The following is a 19,636-nucleotide window of genomic DNA, read 5'->3' as shown; positions in this document are numbered from 1 at the left end:
CCTTTATATCTGTAGAGCCGCTCTTGCGACATAGATATAGTGTAACCATGGAAGATGTCCCCTTCATGACGGGAATATGAACGGAGTATGAACAAGCAAAAATTATGTTGAGGCGCATAGACTACTGTGCATAACACATTTCATGATTTTATAACGATTTACCAGTAAGTGATACTCGAAGTTCCTTCTCCTGTAACCTGGTTGTATAGTTCCAAACGTATAGCTCTAAATCTGATTTCTTAAAATCTTTATACACGTCCATATGCTTGTTCCCTAACTCTGAGAAAAAGTGGGGTACTAAGTAATGTTTTTCTTCTCCTTCAAGGAAGTAGGTTTGGTTAACCCCTCCAAATGTATTATCCGGGCTTTCTGACTCTACGTACAGATTACCGTCCTTGATATAATAGGTCCAGATGATAGGAAACCCTTCGTAATCGCTCGCAATAGTTTTCGGTTCAGTGGATATATCAGTTAGATGAATGGATGCACGACTACCTGCATGTTCATCTACCCTTTTCTTTGCGATTAAAGTCATTGGTTTGTCTACTAATGACTTAACATCCATGAGAAAATTGGATTGTTCAAAGCGCAATTCGGTTTGATTTGCATTCATTGTTCCATCAAGCGATATCAAGCCATCCATGACCTTGCCGTCCACTTGAAGTTGATAAGTCCGGTAAGGCAATCTGAAGTATTCTTCATCATGATCGATCGTTAAGCGAATTTGTGTTGGTGTTACTACCATGCCACTTATGCTTGCCTCATCAGCTAAAGAATGTATTGGAATATTCAGTTCTTTTTTATAGGTGGTCGTTTCCATTTCTTGACGAGATAAGAGTAGATTCAGGTTCCATGTGCCTTCTGTCCGTTGTTTTTCATGAGTGTATGTGAAGGTGAAGCGGTTCCCTTCTTTGAACTGCTGCTCGTTATACATTTGTCTGCTGAAATAGTCACCGGATACTCCCTCCATGCCATACTCAGGATTCTCCGTTTCTTTAATAACCTTCTGTTGACTATCATAAGCTCTGATTCCAGCCCAAGATTGTTCCTTCACCTCTGGATCAGAGAAGGTAACCTCAGAATTAATCATGATTTCGCCTTTAGCATATTTGAAGGACTGTACTTCTATTTTGTCGATCCCATTCTTTTGTATATTAAACTGCTGCGTACTTGAATCTTTAGGGTCAAGACGAATCTCTTGCTCAAGGTCTTCTAAGTAAAGAACATCAGAAATGGAGAACTGAAGATCTGATTGTTTCTCCTGCATAACCCAGTCTGTCTCAAAATACCCTTGATAAACGCCTTGTTCAGCATTCCATTTCTGATAATAGTGCCCTTCAATAGGTTGCCCATTACTGTCTTTTAAGAGCATTTGATTATATCTGATTTCTTGTTTCTCAGTTTCCAATTCTGGCTTGACTGTGTATAGTAACACAGTCCGGTTGTCATCCACAAATGCATTATGCACCGTTAATGTAACTCCGTGGGCTGTTACGCTTTGTTCAATGATCTGGCCATAACCAGCTTTAAGGGCCGACTCAATCCCTGATTTATTGGACAAGACATCGCTCCAATCATATTGTAAGGCTGCATATACAGGAGTGGCCATGACGGCTAAGGAAATACCCAGGACAATAGCTGCCTTCGTTTTCTGCCTTTGGGGTCTGTTATGAACATCATTAACTACTCGCAATTCTCCCGTTTGAATGCTATTGAACATCTTTTCAAAGTCCGGATACTCCACCTGTTCTGAGTGAATCAAATGATTCTTAACCTTGTATTCTACTGACTTCATAAGTGTTATCTCCTCTCATGTTAACTTTTTCGTAGAATTCAATTTTTTTTCGCATTAACTTTAGAGCTTTGTATAATCTCGTTCGCACTGTCCCTTGTCGAATGTTTAAAGTCCCTGCAATCTCAGCCACGGATAGATCACCAATATATCGGAGAGTCACAACACTAAGAAGCTTGTCCGGTAATTTTTGGAGCTGCTGCTCCAGTTCAGCAAAGGAAAGCTTAGCCATAACAGTAGTGTCAACCGGATCATTAGATAACACTTCTTGTTTATGCAGCAACTGCATTTTGTTTTGTTTCTCGCCCTTAACTTTGTTTCTTCTAATAATGTTCAGACATTGATTCATGGCAATACGCATGATCCAGGTCCTTAGATGTGACACATTTCTCCAGTCTTGGCGGAACACGACAACAAAAACATCATGGCATACATCTTCTGCATCCTGCACGTTTTTGAGCATATACAGACATGTGCGATATACGTCTTTGTTGTACGTATGGAATAGTTCATGCTCGGTCACTTCCGGCACTCCTTTCTTGTGGGGATATAATATAGACAAAGTAGAGTCGGAATTTATTCACTTTTTCTTTTGAGTAAGCGTTTTTTTGATACAAAAAAAGGAGAACTGCCATTACACAAGCAGTTCTCCTTAGGATAAGACAGTTTCTTAGTGGTCCAGGAACACAAGCTGAATGAAGAACAATACCGCAAAAATGTAGAAGATTGGATGAACATCTTTACCTTTTCCGCGAAGCAGCTTAAGTACCGGATAAAAGATGAAACCTACTCCGATGCCTGTCGCAATACTGTGTGTCAATGGAGTAAGGATGATAATCAGGAAGGCAGGAAATGCTTCTTCGAGATCATCCCATTTGATTTTGCTGATAACGTTGATCATAAAGTATCCAACAATGATCAATGCCGGAGAAGTGATCGCCGGAATGCTTGATATTACACTTACGATCGGTGTGAAGAACAAGGTTAGCGCAAGCAGCACACTTACCGTTACCGCTGTCAGTCCCGTTCTTCCTCCTGCGGCTACCCCTGTGCTGGACTCGATATAAGCTGATGTTGGGCTTGTTCCGAGCAAAGCGCCACTGGTTGTTCCTACGGCATCTGCCAATAATGCGCCACGCGAGCGTGGGAATTTACCATCCTTAAGCAATCCTGCTTGTTCAGCAACGCCGAGCATCGTGCCTGTCGTATCAAACAGCGTGATCAGCAGGAACGTAAATATGATTGTATACAAACCATTCGAGAATACCCCTGCCAGATCCAGTTGCAAAGCCGTTGAAGCGAGGCCATGCGGCATGGATACAATCGATTCCGGCATTTGGAATAGTCCCATGATCCAGGCAAGTATCGCTGTTACCACCATTCCAATGAACAGGTAACCTTTCACATTGTAAGCCATCAGCACAACGGTAATAATCAATCCGATAATGGTCAGATAAGCCATCGGCTCAGCCAAGTTCCCGATCGTAATCAAATTCGATTCTGAATCGGCAATAATGCCGGCATTTTGCAGACCTACCGTTGTAATAAACAATCCGATCCCTGCGGTTATTGCATGTTTTAAACTTGCGGGAATTGCATCAAGCAACATGTAACGGAATGAAGTAAGCGATAAAATAATAAACAAAATCCCTGCTATAAATACAGCTCCCAGTGCAACCTGCCAAGACACGCCATATCCGGCAACTACACTATAGGCAAAGAATGCATTCAGGCCCATACCCGGCGCGATGACGATTGGATAATTGGACCATATTCCCATAATCAGAGTTCCCACAATACTAGCCAGTACCGTTGCTATGAATACCCCGTTAAAATCCATGCCTGTGCTGCTGAGTATTCCTGGGTTTACGATAACTATGTATACCATTGTGAAAAATGTTGTAACCCCTGCAATAATTTCTGTGGGGATGGTTGTGCCTCGTTCTTTAAGTTTGAACCATTTGTCCATGGTAAAGCCAGCCTCCAACTTTCAAATTATACTCCAAAGCTAAAAACAAAAAATCCTAATCTTCATATAGGATTGTAATATTATCGCTCCTATATTCGTCGTTAGGATTTAAAGATTCAACAGCTAAGCTCTAAACTAAACATAAAGATACTCATATCTGTTTTCAACCTGAAGTCCATTTCGTATTCTAATTAAAATTACATGCAATGTCAATGAATTAACGATTTGTTCACAGTTATTTACGAACTATACTGACATTATATCTTACGTTCATTCGTTTTTAGGATAGAGTATGTACGTATTGCTCAACATCTGCAATATATGAAGAAAGACTGTCAGCAATGTTCACTGACAGCCTCTTGCTTAATTCGTAGTAGGTTTCTCTTCATATTCGCTGGATAATTCTTTAAGCGATTTGATTTTGCCATGGGGATGCTGTTCTTGCTTTCGTGACTTCCAGGCAGCTTCTTTTCTTTTCTTCTGGTCAGCCATAAAAGATATCCTCCTCTGGAAACTGAGATGTATACTACTTCTTTATGATGTCATTCCTGGACAACTTTATTCTGCATGCATAGGTAATAAGAGAATTAGGCAAGCATATAAGACAAATTATTGAGAATTCAGAAGCTAATTGGCAGGACCCAGATTGATCAAGCTGACCTCGGACAATGAGACGGTTGTGTTGCCATCTTGCACACCGTCAATGTTACCCAGATCAAATGAGATTCGAGTATTTGCATAGCCGGCTTCTGTTGCATCAAATATAAACGTGAACTCCTGTTCTTCTGGAGTCAAATCAACTCGTGCCCCAAAGAAACCATGCCATTCATAGTTGGCAGCTACATCCACCCATCCAATCCCCAAACCCAATTTCCTGGACTTCTCCGCTTTGGCTTTAAACGTCAATTTATATTTAAAACCTTGCTGTATGCCGAATCCTTCATTGATGACTTGACGATCCCATGGATTCTGCCCTGCATGACCAATCTTGGCATGAAGCTGTTGATTGTTAACTTGCATCTCAAGGTCCGCTGCATTACCATCCGCGTGGGTAAACCAGCCGTCCTTACCTTTGGAGAAGTCTCCATTGGGAATAAGGTTTACATGAGCTGGCTGACCTCCTTGATCTGCATTCGGATTAACTTCATATAACTGGACGTTATGGATGTGAATCGAGTGTTCACCTGTAGATAGCGGATATCCTAATCCGAATGCAAGCATAGCTGCCGAATCGGAGGTATCCCCCATAGTGAAGGTGTAAGTATACGACTTTTGATCCGCGGTTAATTCCACTTCTTCTTCAAAATACTTCACAAAATCCCCTGCATTCTGAGAAAGAACCGCTTGCATGGATTTAGGACTTGAAGCAGATGCCTCGAAGGTAAGTCGGTACGTTTTGTTTGCATCAAGTTTGATCTGATCTTGTTGCAACAAAGCTTCCCACCACTGTTCACTTGTACCAGGCAATGTAATCGTTAATCCTTCGCCCTCGCCATGTGAGGCTGTCAGATGATTCGGAATCAGTTCCCAATGATTCAGATCAGCTGTTAGCTCACTGTTCTGGACTTTGTTTTGTGAAATATCCACCCAGCGTGTATTATAATCTGCTCCTTCAAAATTCACATAATAGGGTTTGCCTGCTGTCAGGTTGACCCCTGGGAAATACACCGTTTTATATGCTTGCCATCCACCCGTGTCTCCGAGACTCAGGTCTGATTGCGCAACGGTTGTACCTTGTTCATCCTGAATGCTGAACTGAACCTTGGAATCACTTTTTCCACTGGCCATTCGGGCAGACAGAACATAATCTCCGTCGTGAGCTACATCGATTTTATATTGCAGCAGATCTCCTTGATCCATGTAGCTGACATGTTTTCCTCCTTCTACGGAGTCCTCCAGTTGCAACCCCTGCATCATCCAGGCTTCGGTTGCAGGTACATGTGCGTAGCCATTCACTGAGAGAGGTTTTCCGCGTTTCGTCAGACGAACATTGTCCACATATACCTTACCTTTAGAACTGCCGAATAACAGTCGTAGCTCGGATTGTGCGATTGATGCTCCATCTCCAATAATGATTTCTCCGGTAAATGTTTTCATTTCTTGGTCCAAGGAGAAGTTTTGTCCTTGATGAACCTGTACTGTATGCCCATTACTGCTGACAACATCAATGTCGATGTTTCGCGGTGTGTCTGCCTTGGCATCTAAGGAGAAGCCATACGTTGTATTCGCTTCCAGCTTCAGCTCGGGTTGGTTCACCGAAACTTGCTGTGGGTCACCATTCGTTTGAGTAACATCAACAACTAGCTGACGTTCCATAATCGGGAATTTTGAAAAGTTATTTACACTAATATTGGCTGCCGCACTGTCCTGAATGCTGCTTGACCAGAATCCCAGACGTTCCTTACCCTGATCGAATGTGCCATTGTAAATAAAGTTGCCATCAGGTAGCGCGTTACGTTCGACAGTTAGCGGATCAGCCTCACCCATCTCGATCAGTCTAACATTGGCAAACCAAACGGTTGTATCATCCAGCCCCAGATTAAATTCAAATCTGGCATTGTTATCCGTGCCATCCCGCATATTGAAGGTATAATCATAGGATTGCCAATCTGTCGTGAGTGCAAAGGTATTATCTCCCGAATAATTCGTCCAGCTTTTTTCAAATTGGTTCACTTTGGACATGATTGTACGGTTAGCAGATGCTTTCGCATCAAATTGTATCTTGTACTTTTTGTTTTTCTTGATGTACATCGGCATCTGAGTGAGTTGAACCGAGTAGTTTTCAGTACCCGATGCATCAATGGTAACTTGTGCTGCTTTCCCTTTCTGCTCATCCGTTACAACTTTGACACTGCCAGCTCCATCAGCATTTGTGATAAATTTCCACTGAAGAGGAACGCCATTGTCTGCAGCCCCTTCCGAAAAACGATCATTGTAGATTTGATTGCCATCGTCTTGTGGTTCACGCTGTTGTGCAGGCTCGATGGGATTTGTTGTTACATCAGGCCATGTGTCTAGATTTTTGTAAGAATATACACGCACAAAATCAACATTCATCTTTTCGGAAGTGAAGTTGCTTTCAGGTGAGCCCGGCCAGTCTCCTCCAACTGCCAGATTCAGAATCAGATAGAATGGACGATCAAATGGTGCAGGGAACGTATAATACTCGGGTTGGCCCGCAGCCTTCGTTTGCCAGTTGGTCACTTCATGATGCAGCTTTCCATCCACATAGAAGCGAATCATACCCGGCAACCATTCCACCTGGAAATCATGATAATCGTCAGCGAAAGTTTCTCCCTTCGGAAGAGTAAGGCTTCCCTGATCATGTCCATGGGAGCCGTCAGGCTTCACACTGTCATAATGCAATGTGCTATATACCTTGTTATTACTTTCTTTACCACCAATTAGCTCCATAATATCGATTTCTCCAGAGGCAGGCCACCCTCCATAATGCGCTTCATCTGTTGGCATCATCCATATGGCAGGCCACATCCCTTTTTCAATAGGAAGCTTCGCACGTACAACCACTTTACCGTAGGTCCAGTCGCCTTTTCCCATGGAGATCAGTTTGCCAGAGCTGTAATCTTTACCGTTTTTCTGCCCTTTTTTCGCTTCTATCTGCAACACGCTTCGATTCTGATCTTTCGTAATGCGAGTGTTATCCGGGCTGTAATATTGCATTTCATTGTTATAAACGAGTCCTGTATCCTGCACGGTCCATTTGGAAGAATCAATCGCAGGCCCGTTAAACTCATCATTCCAGACCAGCTCCCATTGATCATGCGGAATCGTTGTTGCTGGGACCGGTTTTTCGCCCGCCGAATTGCTTGGTGTCGATGGTGTAGACGGTGATTGCCCGTCTGGAGAAGATGGTGTAGGTGTGCTTGTCACATTTGTTGAACCACCAGGCTGTGATGAAGCAGGTTGTTGGGCTTCACCTACCATGGATGTGCGCAATCCTTGTTTTACTTTTTCTCCGTTGATCACAACATCAATGGCGTCTACACTCAATTTTTGGATCGTACCTTTGGTATCCATTCGAGTCTGACTCGCTTCTGCATGAACATTCATGGAATCAATCAGGCTGTTTGAAGAGATCTCCAGAATGGATTTCTGCATTACATGCATCTCCTGAATGTTACTTTCTTCCGTAATGGCAACTCTGACGGGTTCCCCACGTTTGTCAACGACTACTCGATTCAGCTTGGAGTTGCTAATGTTAATGGAATGACTGCCGCCGCCTTTAATGATGACACTTCCTGTGACGGTTACGCCCTTAAGTACGACAGAACCCTCGCTAATGCCTTCTGCCAGCAGCAGATTTCCATTAACAATCATATTTTTTAACGTGACATCCGTTGTATTAATAATCAAGTTGCCATCTACCCGGGACTCATATATACCAGAAGCACTTTTCACATCTGCAATCATCGCCGACAACATTGTTGCCGTCTCTGCTCGTGTAATCGGGGCTTTGGGATTTAATTTGCCTTGGAAACCTTTAAGAATATTTTCGTTCACCAGATAGGTAAGCGCTTTCTTTGAATAACTGGAAATATCATCTGCATCCTCAAATTTCAATCCTTCACTATCTTCATTTGTAGCACCTGAAAGTTGAAAAGCTCGATCTACCATAACCGCTGCATCTTGGCGTGTAATCGGTTGTTGCGGTGACAGATGTTCACGGTCTGTCCCTTCGATGATGCCAGAACCATTCGCTCGTACCATGACGTCATAGTACCAATCGTCTGAAGTCATATCCGCATATGTACCAGTCGCCGCATTACCGGTGAAACCAAAGGCCCGATCCAGAATCATCACGAATTCAGCTCGGCTAATGACCTGACTGGGCTTGAACGTACCGTCCGTATAACCTTTCAATAAATTCAAGTCTTGCAACCGTGTAACTGCAGATTGTGACCAATGCCCGGTCAGGTCTGTATAGGGAACAGAGAAGTGCAGGCTTTTCGCCTGCACATTTCCTACCTCCGATTGACCCTGTACACTTTCTGCTCCAGCAGTTGCTGGATAAACGAGAGAAGCCATTAAACTCCATGCCACCATACATGCCAGTCCTTTTCTCATCCTTCTTCCTCCCTCAGCTCAGTTATCCTTGCATTTGCATAGCCTATTCCTTGACTGCTCCAATAACGATCCCCTTAACGAAGAAACGTTGTAAAAACGGGTATACCATCAGGATCGGAAGCGCGCCGATAAAAATCTGTGCTGCGCGTACGGTTCGCTGTGAGATATTTTCCAACATGGAAGGATCGACGTTGATTTTGCTGAGATCTTGCTGAACGATAATGGTCTGGAGCAGAGAAGCAAGCGGATAATTTTTAATATCAGACATATAGATCATGCCGTCGAACCAGGAGTTCCACTGGTAAACCATCGTAAATAAGGACAAGGTTGCGATAGCTGGAAGCGACAGTGGTACGTAGACCAGAATCAACGTTTTGATATGACCTGCTCCATCCAAGTAAGCTGCTTCTTCAAGTTCTTTGGGCAGTCCGCGGAAGAAGTTCATCATAAGAATAACGTTCCACACGGACAGTGCTCCAGGCAGAATAAGTGCCCAGATTGTATTCATCAGGCCAAGCTTCTGGATCAGAATGTAACTTGGAATCAAACCGCCGCTGAACAAAATGGTAAATACGAAAAACCACGTATATAAGGAGCGACCTTTAAAACTGATATCTTCCTTCGACAACGGAAATGCGGTTAAGAGCATGATGACCATACCAATGATCGTCGCAATTACAGTCCGTTTAAGTGATACGATCAAGGAGTTGATGAAGTTTGAATTCCCGAATGTTTTCACGTATGCGTCGGTAGTGAACCCGATGGGCCAGAAGGTAACCAGGTTTGATGATGCTGGCGCCATACTGCTGAATGAAACAGCCAATATATGAATAATTGGTAAAATGCAGAGTATCGATAATATCCCAAGAAAAGTATAGTTAGCGATGCTGAATATGCGGTATCCTTTTGTTTTATAATACAAGCCCTTTTCTCCTCTCTAGAAAACTCGATAATTAGCCAGTTTGTAAGCCATTCTGTAAGATATAACAATCAAAATGGTAGCAACCACAGATTTGAACAACCCTACTGCTGTGGCAAAACTCATCTTCCCGTTCAGAATCCCAAGTCGATATACAAAGGTGTCAATGATGTCGCCTTTGTCATACACAAGCGGATTGTACAAGTTGAACACCTGATCAAAACCGGCGTTCAAGATGTTGCCGATAGAGAGCGTCATCAGTACAATTGTGATCGGCATCAATGCCGGAATCGTAATGTGCAGCGTCTGTTTAAATCGGTTGGCCCCATCCACCTCGGCAGCCTCGTAGAGTGCAGGATTAATTCCTGAGAGAGAAGCCAGAAATACAATCGTACCAAAACCAAATTCTTTCCACACATCACTGAGGATCAGCGTTATTCGGAACCATGTACCGTCTCCAAGGAAAAAGATCGGATCTCCTCCGAATGCTACGATAAGTTGGTTGACCATGCCGCCCTGTGGAGACAGAATATCAAGCAGAATCCCCCCGAGAATTACCCATGACAGGAAATGCGGCAGATACACGAGCGTTTGACTTACTCTTTTGAATGCCGTCAAGCGCACTTCATTGAGCAAAATGGCAAACAGGAATGGAGCGAACAGTCCTGCGATGATTTTGAAAAATGCAATGACCAGCGTATTCCAGATCACCTGACCTACGTCGGGATATAAAAATAAATATCGGAAATTGTCCCAACCCACCCATTTGGATTCAGAAAATCCCAAGTATGGCTTGAAATCCTGAAAAGCAATTACAATGCCGCCCATCGGTATGTACTGAAACACCAGTGCCAGCAATACAGCTGGAATGAGCATCATATGCAAGGTCCAGTTCCGTTGCATATTCCAGCGCTGTTTAACCCTGGTGGAGCGCCGTTTATGCGGCGTTTCTAACGTATGTTCCTTCACTCCTGCATCCCCCATGTTCTAAATTTTGTATTTTACAAGTCATCGTGAACTTGTATATTAAAATTATAGCAATGGAAATTTGCGATCTATATCCTAATATTGCAACAACGATATCAATATTTTAATAAGATTAAGGAGGTTGGACTTTGTTTACACGCTTGAATGTCTTTACCAAAATTACCCTGTTGTTTGTGATGCTGCTTATTCTGGTGCTGTTTCTCTATACATATTCGAACCGGGAAAGCGTGCGTGTTATCGAACACGAGATTCAGAACAATACGATGAATCATCTCTCGACATTTGCTGACTCAGTAGAATCCAACATTTACCAATTGTCATTATATGGGATGTCTATCGGACAAGATTCGAGTATTCAGGAATATCAACGTCCCGACTACAAGGACATTCCCTATGAACGTGTGAAAGTTGGAAGCGCCATTCTGGAAAAGATGAATCTGTACAACGCAGCAAGCAAATGGCATTCGACCATCACACTATACTTCCCGCGGATGCAAAAAGTGATATCAACGGATTATTATGCTTACATTCCGTACAGGGATGATGAATTTAAGGAGCCCCTCTCGCAGTCCTGGACCTATGCCGATAATCAATTTATTTGGTACACCACCGATCCAACGACAGCGATGGCGAGACCTGGCAAAGCCAGATTGATTACCAAAATCAGTTTTCCAGTTCATCACTTGACTGCACTCCTTAATCAAAACAAGTTAAACAATAAAGGTGACCCGTTTATGTTCCATCCCGATTATGGACTAATCAGCAATAGTTCTGGAAAGGAAACCTTGAACGCCATCCTGCCTTCCCTGAAAGAAGCAAAGTTGCAGGCCAGCGGTGGATTCAGTACAACGTTAAACAAAACGGAATATTACGTCTCTTACATTCAATCCAAGAGCCTCGGCTGGTATTATGTTGACTATGTGCCTATGCAGCAAATTTTGAAACCGATTACGAGCAGCCGGAATCTCTTTTACGCTTCAATTGCTGTTCTGATCGTGATGAGCGTTGTTGTATTATATACACTCTACCGCAGTGTACAGCTTCCACTCTTACAGTTGGTGAAAGGGACGAATCGCTTGTCCACCGGGGACTTTTCCGTTCGGCTTCATCATTCTGCCCGCAATGAGTTCAGCTTGTTATTTGCACGTTTCAACATCATGGCTCAACGAATTCAAGAATTAATCGAGAATGTATATGAGGAGAAATTACGAAGTCGGGAAGCCACGCTCAAACAGTTGCAGTCGCAGATTAATCCGCATTTTCTATATAACTGCCTGTTCTATATCAAGAACATGGCCCGAATGAAAAATGAAAAGGCCGTGGTAGCCATGGCACTGAATCTGGGGGAGTATTACCGATACATAACCAGGTCCGAAAAGGATCAAGCCACGCTTCGTGAAGAGCTGACGATGGTCAAAAATTATTTGGAAATCCAGTCACTTCGTCTGGAACGAATGCATTTTACAATCGACGTGCCCCATGATATTTTAGATAAAACAGTTCCCAGACTAACCCTCCAGCCTATTATTGAGAACGCTATTATTCATGGTCTGGAGCCCAAATCGGTAGATGGTGAGATTAAAATCTATGCGGACTGCGAGGATGATGTGTACACGATTATCGTGGAGGACAGCGGGCTTGGCATGTCTGATAAACAGCTTGATCATCTGAGAGATAATCTTCTTAAACCGCTGGATGAGAATATGGGATGTGGTACATGGAATGTCCATCAGCGTTTATCTTTTCTGTACGGTGAAGGATCTGGACTATCTTATGATCATTCTTCAATGGGTGGGATTAAAGTTAACATCACATGGCACGACAATACAGACAAGTAGGTGAACGACCCATGCTGCAAATATTACTAGTTGACGATGAACGTTCTGTCGTGGAAACGCTGGCAGAGACCATTCCGTGGGAAAGCTGCGGTATCGGTACAGTTCATGAAGCCTTATCCGGTGCAGTAGCGCTGGAAATTATGGACAACCACGACATTGACATTGTAATTACGGATATACGTATGCCCGAAATGTCAGGCATTGCACTGATTACAGCGATTCATGAAAAGTGGCCGCATGTGCAGACGATTCTGTTATCAGGTCACGCCGACTTTGAATATGCGAAACAGGCTATTGCTCAGGAAAGCTTTGATTACTTGCTGAAACCTGTTAGCGATGAAGATCTGATCGAATCCGTGCAACGTCTTGTTCATCGAATTAAAGAAAAGTGGGAAACAGCAGCATCTCATCAAAGAGCCTTACACGCCTTTCAGGATCATCTGCCATTGCTTCAATCCACGATGCTGCATGAGTTGCTGACTGGAAAAGTCTATGATCAGAAGACGCTGGCAGACAAGCTTGATCTGCTGGAGCTTCCCTACTCCGTAGGAGAAGATCTCGGCATGTTGATTATCCGTATGGAGAAACATCTATCCGATATGGCGCACGGTGACCTGGCCCTAATGGAATATGCGATATGTAATATCATAAGTGAAGTGATGCATAATCATTTTCATATCTGGCATACACGTGACGTGCACGATTACATTGTTGTTCTGGTAAGCATGAAACATTCCACAACAATGAGTTATAGCCGGAGTGAGACGCCTCAGACATTGCTTGAGCAGTATGCTGCCCAGATTCAAACCAATGTTCAGTTATACCTGAAAGGTGCAATCTCCATTTCCGTCTCCAGTTGGGGCAAGTTCCCCCACGAAATTGGAGAACTCTATGAGCGAACGGTTATGTCCATGCGTAAACGGATGGGTCAGGTGCAAGGTTTGTTTGTCACCGCTTCCGATGAAACGGATGCCAACCCTCTACATACTATCAGGTCACTGTATCAGCCACCAACGTTGATTAGCCTGCTCGAAGCTGGTCGCTTTGAGGATGTGGAACAGAAAATCGGGCACATATTTGAGGAACTATTGCATTCCAATGAACATCATGATATTGCGGAGTCAACCTTTGAGGTGTATTTTGCTATTGCGGGTGCGTTTGCGTACATCATTCATAAAAATGGCAAACAAATCTCTTCTTTGATTCCAGCAGAGTCCTATCGTTACTTTCAAGCTCCCAGCTACTCCACTGCGCAGCAGCTACAGGACTGGTCCTTGCGTACACTCCATTACATACGAGATGATGCTGAACAAGAGCTTAGAGACAATCACAGCACGATTGTGCGCAGCGTCAAAAGTTTTGTCGACCTTCATCTGGCTGGAGATGTATCGCTGCCTGCAATTGCCGACCATGTGCATCTGCATCCAGTGTACTTGTCCAAGGTATACAAGGCGGAGACAGGTGAAGCACTTACTGCCTATGTGTACCGATTAAGAATGGAGAAAGCAGCCTATCATTTGCGAACATCAACCGCCAAAGTGTTTGAGATTGCAGAACTTGTCGGTTATAACAATACCGCATATTTCATTCGAGTTTTTAAGAAATTTTATGATCTTACACCGCAGGAATATCGGGAAAATCTGCCGGTTTAAAAGAGTACTAAAGCCAGACTTGACGTTCTGGCAATCTCTCCGGTTTCCCCTTCTCCATATCAAATACAAAGAGGCATTGCCGGAGATCTTCTCCTGCAATGCCTTTTTGGTGCTTATGTGGCCGCGATGAATCAATTCAGCCAGCCCTGCGTCATCCTATTTTCCGCTTTTCACGGAATCATACCACTCGTTAACTTCTTTCGTGATCTGATCTCCACCTGAAGACTTCCACTTCTCAACAAATGAGTCGAACGCATCAACAGAGGTTTTGCCATATACAATTTGAGAGAAGGTATCCTTCTCCATCTTGGTCAAAATGTCATTGTTCATCTGCATCGTCATTGAAGGTGCACCGGTAAACATTTGATTGAACACGATATCCTTTTGATCCAAAACAATCTTGGCTGCATCAAGCATAGGTGTCGGTACACCTGATTTGATTTTTTTCTCAAATGGTGTTGTTGGTTCTTCACCACTTGCCAGCTTCGCGAGTGTTGTCATGCTCAGATTCGGAATTCGCGCTCCATCAAAAGTCAAAGTGTATTTCTCGGGAGCATAACCACCCGTAAGACTTGCATCGGTTGATGGTTTCCCATCTACCATAACCCAATCGTATCCTTCCGCAAATCCATGCTCAAACTCATCGCCCTCTTTAGGATTCGCATAATGATCAAAGAGATAGTTCTGATAGGTGAAAAAGGCTTCCGGATTTTTCATGTCTTTGTTAATTAGAACTACGCCGTTTCCGTTCGACGTACCATGTCTTCCTGCTTGACCGTTTGGACCGGAAGGAATGGGATACGCCTTGTATTCAGCCTCAGGATTGTTTTTCTTCACATCCTCCAGCGGCCAGGATGGCATCCAGTGAGGACCGACCACAATACCTGCTTTTCCGGCAGTAAATTCTTCAGCAGCTTTTGTCTCGTCATACACACCGGCTTCTTCCGGGATATAACCTTTGCTCATCCAGCTCTGTAATTTGGCCAAAGCCTGTTTTGCACCAGGTGTAACGGAACCGTATTCAAGTTTTCCGTCTGCCGTCAGATTCCATTGGTTTGGCATTGTACCATAAGCGCCAAATACCCACCCAGCTTCAGACATCCATGTGTTCAGCCAGTTCTTGAAGCCAATGGTGAGTCCGTAAGTGTCCTGCTTCCCATTGCCATCCGGATCTTGATTCGTAAACGTTTCCATAATGACTTCAAGATCATCTATAGTTTTAGGTGCTTCCAGATTAAATTTCTTCATCCAGTCTTCCCGGATCCACATGACAGGATCACCATTATAGGAATAGTCCAGAATCGGAATACCGATCTTTTTGCCATCTTGCATGTATGGGTACCATACGGAAGGATCTTCGTTTACGGCTGCTTTCCATGTGTCGCTGGCATATTTGTCAAACAACTCGCCGGCATCGACAAATTTTCCGGACTCAATCAATTCACGCACCAGATTGAATTCGCCGCGATACGAAATAATGTCCGGCATGTCCGCATTGGAAGCCAGTGACAGACGCAGTTTTGTCTCAAATGCATTATTGGTAGAAGGAGATATCCACTGATTTTTCAACTCAATCCCGAGTTTCTCCTTGGCCCATTTTGTATGGACGTTGTTATCCTGATCCTCGCCTGGCTTAAACTTCACATCTGGACCCCATGGTCGTAAATACGTAATGGATACTGGTGGATCATACTTCCCATTTTTGAGTTCCAACGTTGTCGCTGGTGTACTCGATTCTGTTTTCTTGTCGTTCCCGTTACTACACCCACTCAAGGCTGCAGATAGGGCCAATACACCGATCATGACCAAACTGCCTACTCGTCTCTTTTTACTTGTGTCCAACTTCGTTCCCCCAGTCTATGTAATGTTGCCTACAGGTTAATCATAATGAATGTTTGATATTTATGCCCATACTAATATTGCAACATTTATTGCATTAATTTAGGATATTGGATATTGAATACATATATTGAATAAATACAATGCCTGAATATAGAAAAAAGCAGCCGCTAACGGCTGCTTCAGTCTGCTTAATTACTCGTATATTTAACCCAATCGTACTCAGCATAGAGCGGATTGGCCCCGTTATAAGGACCGAGCCAGCTATCTACACCTGTTCCATTCCAGAGGTTCATCATGATTTTTCCAGGTGTTTTAGGAATATTGCTGGTTGCCGTGTGTTTCAATACACCATCAACATACCATTTGATGTGTCCAGGCTGCCAGTCAAATGCATACGTATGGAAGCCCTGGGATGCATCAAAACCTAGATTGATAACCTTCTCATGATTACCAACGCCATTGGTATAATAATTAAACTGCACTTTGGTTGTGTCTTTTCCTAAAAATTCGATATCAATCTCATCCCATTGGGTGCCATGTGCAGGGCCTGTGTATGTGAAAAAAGACGATACTACACCTGTGTTCTTGGCAGGTTTCATACTGACTTCATACATGCCGTACCCATACGTATTTGTGGTACGATACTCTCCGCAATCAAACTTGTTCTGTGCAGAGCTGGTCAAACCAAGCTTAAGCTTGCCGTCACTTGTAAAATTAACATTGTTAGCCCTCCACGTACAGTTAAACATGCTCCCATTGGAATACCCATCCGCTTTTTGCCACGTACTTGCGTTAAAATAGGTTAGAGGTTCCCAGAAAACATACCCCGCGAAAGCGCTTACCGAAAAAAACAAAGAGATGACACCAGTTACCGCCAAAGTATACCAAGACTTCCTTTTCATCATACACCTCCATGAATGATTCCAACATGTACAAGCAGAACAATAATAGATAGCGCTTACATGGTTGGTATTTCCATTTTATCCGGAAGTATAGTGGTACACTATAGCAAACTTCAAAGCAGAGATATTCAATTTTTAAGATCCTCATTCTTGTATCTAATCATGTCATGTTAAGACTATGCCAGTTTCATAAACGTAAGATTGATTGAATGAAGCGCCTGCCCTTCAGCATAGAAGGAATCAGGCGCTCCATGAAAACCATTTTTACATATATCTCAACATGTTTGTTAATTTATTCACCCTAAAAGGGTCTATTTCGCACCAGCTCGTACCAAAATTTCTTCAATTTCCTTAAAATCTTTATTCTTTGCATGACTGAGCGGTGATACCCCATCACGATCCGGTATGTTCACGTCTGCTCCATGATCAATGAGTAATTGTATCGTCTCCTGCTGCTGAGCATTGCCATCGTTAAGAATGATCGCTTCGAGTAGTGCTGTCCATCCCAATTGATTCACATGGTCCACATCCACCGAAGTTTGAGTCAATAATTCTTGCACTACATCCACATATCCATGCTCCGAAGCTGGAATAAGTGCTGTCCCTCCATATCGATTCGTTATCGTTGGGTCCGCTCCGGCCTCGATTGTCAGCTTCAAAATATCCAAGTATCCTTCAGCGCCAGCATACAGAAACGGGGTGTTTTTCATATCGTCCTGTATATTCACGTCTGCCCCCGCTTCAATTAACACTTTAGCCGATGTTGGATCATTATTGTAAGTTGCAATCATTGTAGCGGTTCGTCCAGTCTGATCTTGAGCATTGATATTGGCGCCTGCTTGAATCATTTGTTCGATGCGTTCAGTATCGCTGTCCTCTACTGCCTTGAACAGCTGTTCATCTGCTGAAGTCATGGCCTTCACCTCTTCGTTAGAGTCGTTTCTCATTTCAGGCACGCAGCCTTGGACGATCAACATACTACTTATCAGGACAACGATGATCAGCGATTTACTCATACTGCCTCCTTTACTCCAGTGTCACGGTGACCGAAGAAGCGATACTCCAATCCCCAACTGGGTTTATTGTATACGTAGTACCCGGAGTCAACTTCCCATCATTCATTAGGTCGAATACACCTTTCGCACCTTTTCGACTTGAATATTTATAAGTGGCCGTCAGAACATCCCCGCTAGGTGAAGTTAACGTTACACTTCGACCAGAGAACAGTTCATCCCCAGGATCCTGGTCAAGCGTAACTTCCATGGAGGTTTCGCTCAGTGCTTGAGTACTTGCAACCACTAGTGCATCAAACGATTTCGCCTTAAATGAAGCATTTTCGATGTTGGCCCAATCCGAAGAAACCGTATATGTGACACCTGATTTCAGCGTTTGTCCCTCAGGCAAACGGAACTTCGGTTCTTGTTTGCCATCTGTGGATTGCGTGAACGGAACATATCTGGCAACGATAGGCTCGCCACCTTCTGGCGTAATTACAACTTGTCTTGCCTGCATGGAAGAGATGATTTGAACCGTTTTGCCTCCTGCTTGCTCTTGATCATTCAGCACAAATGCATTAGCTCCTCGACCACCGCTGTAAGCCGAAATAATGTAACCATAATCCACTACACCGTTCATTTGCAGTGCTTCAATCTCGAATGTATCATTCGTTACTTGACTAGCCGTTGTCATGTTTATTTTCGTGGCACTGCCTTCAAAGGAACCAGCATCTTGGCCTTTGTAAGTCAGGTTGTACACTTCACCAGCATCTTGTACGGACGTTGGAACGATGTAAGTCGCAATCGACCCTGTTTTCAAACGGGGCATATTGGTTAACGTCAACCCGCCACTAAATGCAAAGTCCGTTTGTGCCTTGGCAAAAGCTTCATTCGTTGCTGTCAGCGGCTTGTCGAATGTGACAATTAACGTAATGGCGTTCAGCGATCTAACGCTCTTGATTTGAGCTTTCTCCGAAGGAATAGCTTGGTGTGCGGTTTGCAACAACACTGCTGTTTCGCCACGCGTTGCCGAACCGTTCTCGGAGTAAAACTCGCTCATCCAATGGTGAACGGACTTTACATCACGTTGCATCGCTTTGGATACGACCTGTTCGAGTTCAGCATCCGACACTTGAGTCTGCGGATTGAATTGTCCATCGTTAGCTTGCATGATGCCGAGTTCAACAAGCTTTGACGCATATGGCGCATACCATGCATTGGGATTGACATCCGTTAATTCTACGGTTTCTCCCGTCTTGCTCTCCAAATGAAATGTTTTGAAAACCAATGAAGCTAACTCCGCACGGGTAATCGCTCGATGTTCACCCATAGATTGATCTGCATATCCGTTCATGATCCCCAAGCTATTCAGATCCTTGATAGCAGCTTCGATCTGTTGTTGGGTAAGCTGTGCGGTTGTTGCCGCAAGGTTAGTAACGTATGTAGCTGCATGTACGTGATTCGTAGTTAGCGGGAATACTGCTGTACCTAATGCAGTTATGGTTAGAAATGTAGCGATTTTGCGGGTTGTAGAATTCATAGTTGAATTCCTCCTCTATAGGTTGTAGTTGCCTGTATCTATAGAATAGAGGACAAAAAGAAACTCCCAAGGATAAAGTTATTAACAAAATATAAACTGGCTCTAAATTTTCAGG

General features: G+C 43.6%; 13 protein-coding genes. 2 read left to right on the top strand and 11 right to left on the bottom strand.

Annotated elements, in window-relative coordinates:
- Positions 1-148 precede the first annotated feature (148 nt).
- From J2X75_RS07840 to J2X75_RS07810, 7 genes are all read right to left on the bottom strand, one after another.
- Positions 149-1,795, bottom strand: a complete 1,647-nt coding sequence (locus tag J2X75_RS07840) for a DUF4179 domain-containing protein (protein ID WP_310335537.1) — start codon at positions 1,793-1,795, stop codon at positions 149-151.
- Entirely contained in the window at positions 1,770-2,315 is a 546-nt protein-coding gene (locus tag J2X75_RS07835) for an RNA polymerase sigma factor (protein ID WP_310335535.1), read from the bottom strand. Before J2X75_RS07835 ends, J2X75_RS07840 begins: the two co-directional genes overlap by 26 nt.
- Positions 2,316-2,462: 147 nt before the next feature.
- Positions 2,463-3,761 (bottom strand): NCS2 family permease, encoded by a 1,299-nt coding sequence (locus tag J2X75_RS07830; RefSeq protein ID WP_310335533.1) that lies wholly within the window; start codon positions 3,759-3,761, stop codon positions 2,463-2,465.
- Positions 3,762-4,124: 363 nt separating this feature from the next.
- Positions 4,125-4,253, bottom strand: a complete 129-nt coding sequence (locus J2X75_RS07825) for a DUF6254 family protein (RefSeq protein WP_219845137.1) — start codon at positions 4,251-4,253, stop codon at positions 4,125-4,127.
- Positions 4,254-4,388: 135 nt separating this feature from the next.
- Positions 4,389-8,846 (bottom strand): carbohydrate binding domain-containing protein, encoded by a 4,458-nt coding sequence (locus J2X75_RS07820; protein ID WP_310335530.1) that lies wholly within the window; start codon positions 8,844-8,846, stop codon positions 4,389-4,391.
- Between the two features lie 43 nt (positions 8,847-8,889).
- The gene (locus J2X75_RS07815; protein WP_017688354.1) at positions 8,890-9,768 is read right to left on the bottom strand and encodes a carbohydrate ABC transporter permease; all 879 of its coding nucleotides are present in this window, start codon (positions 9,766-9,768) and stop codon (positions 8,890-8,892) included.
- 15 nt (positions 9,769-9,783) lie between these two features.
- The gene (locus J2X75_RS07810) at positions 9,784-10,668 is read right to left on the bottom strand and encodes an ABC transporter permease (protein ID WP_310336693.1); all 885 of its coding nucleotides are present in this window, start codon (positions 10,666-10,668) and stop codon (positions 9,784-9,786) included.
- 212 nt (positions 10,669-10,880) lie between these two features.
- On the opposite strand from J2X75_RS07810, the gene J2X75_RS07805 reads away from it, so the two are divergent.
- Together J2X75_RS07805 and J2X75_RS07800 are read left to right on the top strand one after the other, a co-directional pair.
- Complete coding sequence (locus J2X75_RS07805) at positions 10,881-12,590, top strand: sensor histidine kinase (RefSeq protein ID WP_310335526.1); 1,710 nt, start codon at positions 10,881-10,883, stop codon at positions 12,588-12,590.
- Between the two features lie 11 nt (positions 12,591-12,601).
- Entirely contained in the window at positions 12,602-14,242 is a 1,641-nt protein-coding gene (locus J2X75_RS07800; protein WP_124115557.1) for a response regulator, read from the top strand.
- Positions 14,243-14,398: 156 nt separating this feature from the next.
- Here J2X75_RS07800 and J2X75_RS07795 read toward each other — a convergent pair whose 3' ends face one another.
- The 4 genes from J2X75_RS07795 to J2X75_RS07780 form a co-directional block, all read right to left on the bottom strand.
- Positions 14,399-16,084, bottom strand: coding sequence for an extracellular solute-binding protein (locus J2X75_RS07795; protein ID WP_310335523.1), 1,686 nt, complete (start codon positions 16,082-16,084; stop codon positions 14,399-14,401).
- 188 nt (positions 16,085-16,272) lie between these two features.
- Positions 16,273-16,986 carry a beta-glucanase gene (gene bglS, locus J2X75_RS07790; RefSeq protein ID WP_310336691.1) on the bottom strand — a complete coding sequence of 238 codons (714 nt, stop codon included), beginning with the start codon at positions 16,984-16,986 and terminating at the stop codon, positions 16,273-16,275.
- Between the two features lie 311 nt (positions 16,987-17,297).
- Positions 17,298-18,002, bottom strand: coding sequence for an ankyrin repeat domain-containing protein (locus tag J2X75_RS07785; RefSeq protein ID WP_397383247.1), 705 nt, complete (start codon positions 18,000-18,002; stop codon positions 17,298-17,300).
- 10 nt (positions 18,003-18,012) lie between these two features.
- Complete coding sequence (locus J2X75_RS07780; protein ID WP_310335521.1) at positions 18,013-19,521, bottom strand: S-layer homology domain-containing protein; 1,509 nt, start codon at positions 19,519-19,521, stop codon at positions 18,013-18,015.
- Positions 19,522-19,636: the final 115 nt, after the last annotated feature.

Source organism: Paenibacillus sp. 2003, from assembly GCF_031455635.1.
In the GTDB taxonomy this organism is placed as follows: domain Bacteria; phylum Bacillota; class Bacilli; order Paenibacillales; family Paenibacillaceae; genus Paenibacillus; species Paenibacillus amylolyticus_B.
Note: the sequence above shows the minus strand (reverse complement) of the source record. Positions and strands in the feature narration are given on the sequence as shown.

What these genes read in the sequence shown, in the direction of transcription:
- J2X75_RS07830 (WP_310335533.1), bottom strand. Translation starts at nt 3,761, where the DNA reads ATGGACAAATGGTTCAAACTTAAAGAACGAGGCACAACCATCCCCACA.
- J2X75_RS07825 (WP_219845137.1), bottom strand. Translation starts at nt 4,253, where the DNA reads ATGGCTGACCAGAAGAAAAGAAAAGAAGCTGCCTGGAAGTCACGAAAG.
- J2X75_RS07810 (WP_310336693.1), bottom strand. Translation starts at nt 10,668, where the DNA reads ATGCAACGGAACTGGACCTTGCATATGATGCTCATTCCAGCTGTATTG.
- J2X75_RS07800 (WP_124115557.1), top strand. Translation starts at nt 12,602, where the DNA reads ATGCTGCAAATATTACTAGTTGACGATGAACGTTCTGTCGTGGAAACG.
- J2X75_RS07780 (WP_310335521.1), bottom strand. Translation starts at nt 19,521, where the DNA reads ATGAATTCTACAACCCGCAAAATCGCTACATTTCTAACCATAACTGCA.
- bglS (WP_310336691.1), bottom strand. Translation starts at nt 16,986, where the DNA reads ATGAAAAGGAAGTCTTGGTATACTTTGGCGGTAACTGGTGTCATCTCT.
- J2X75_RS07820 (WP_310335530.1), bottom strand. Translation starts at nt 8,846, where the DNA reads ATGAGAAAAGGACTGGCATGTATGGTGGCATGGAGTTTAATGGCTTCT.
- J2X75_RS07840 (WP_310335537.1), bottom strand. Translation starts at nt 1,795, where the DNA reads ATGAAGTCAGTAGAATACAAGGTTAAGAATCATTTGATTCACTCAGAA.
- J2X75_RS07785 (WP_397383247.1), bottom strand. Translation starts at nt 18,002, where the DNA reads ATGAGTAAATCGCTGATCATCGTTGTCCTGATAAGTAGTATGTTGATC.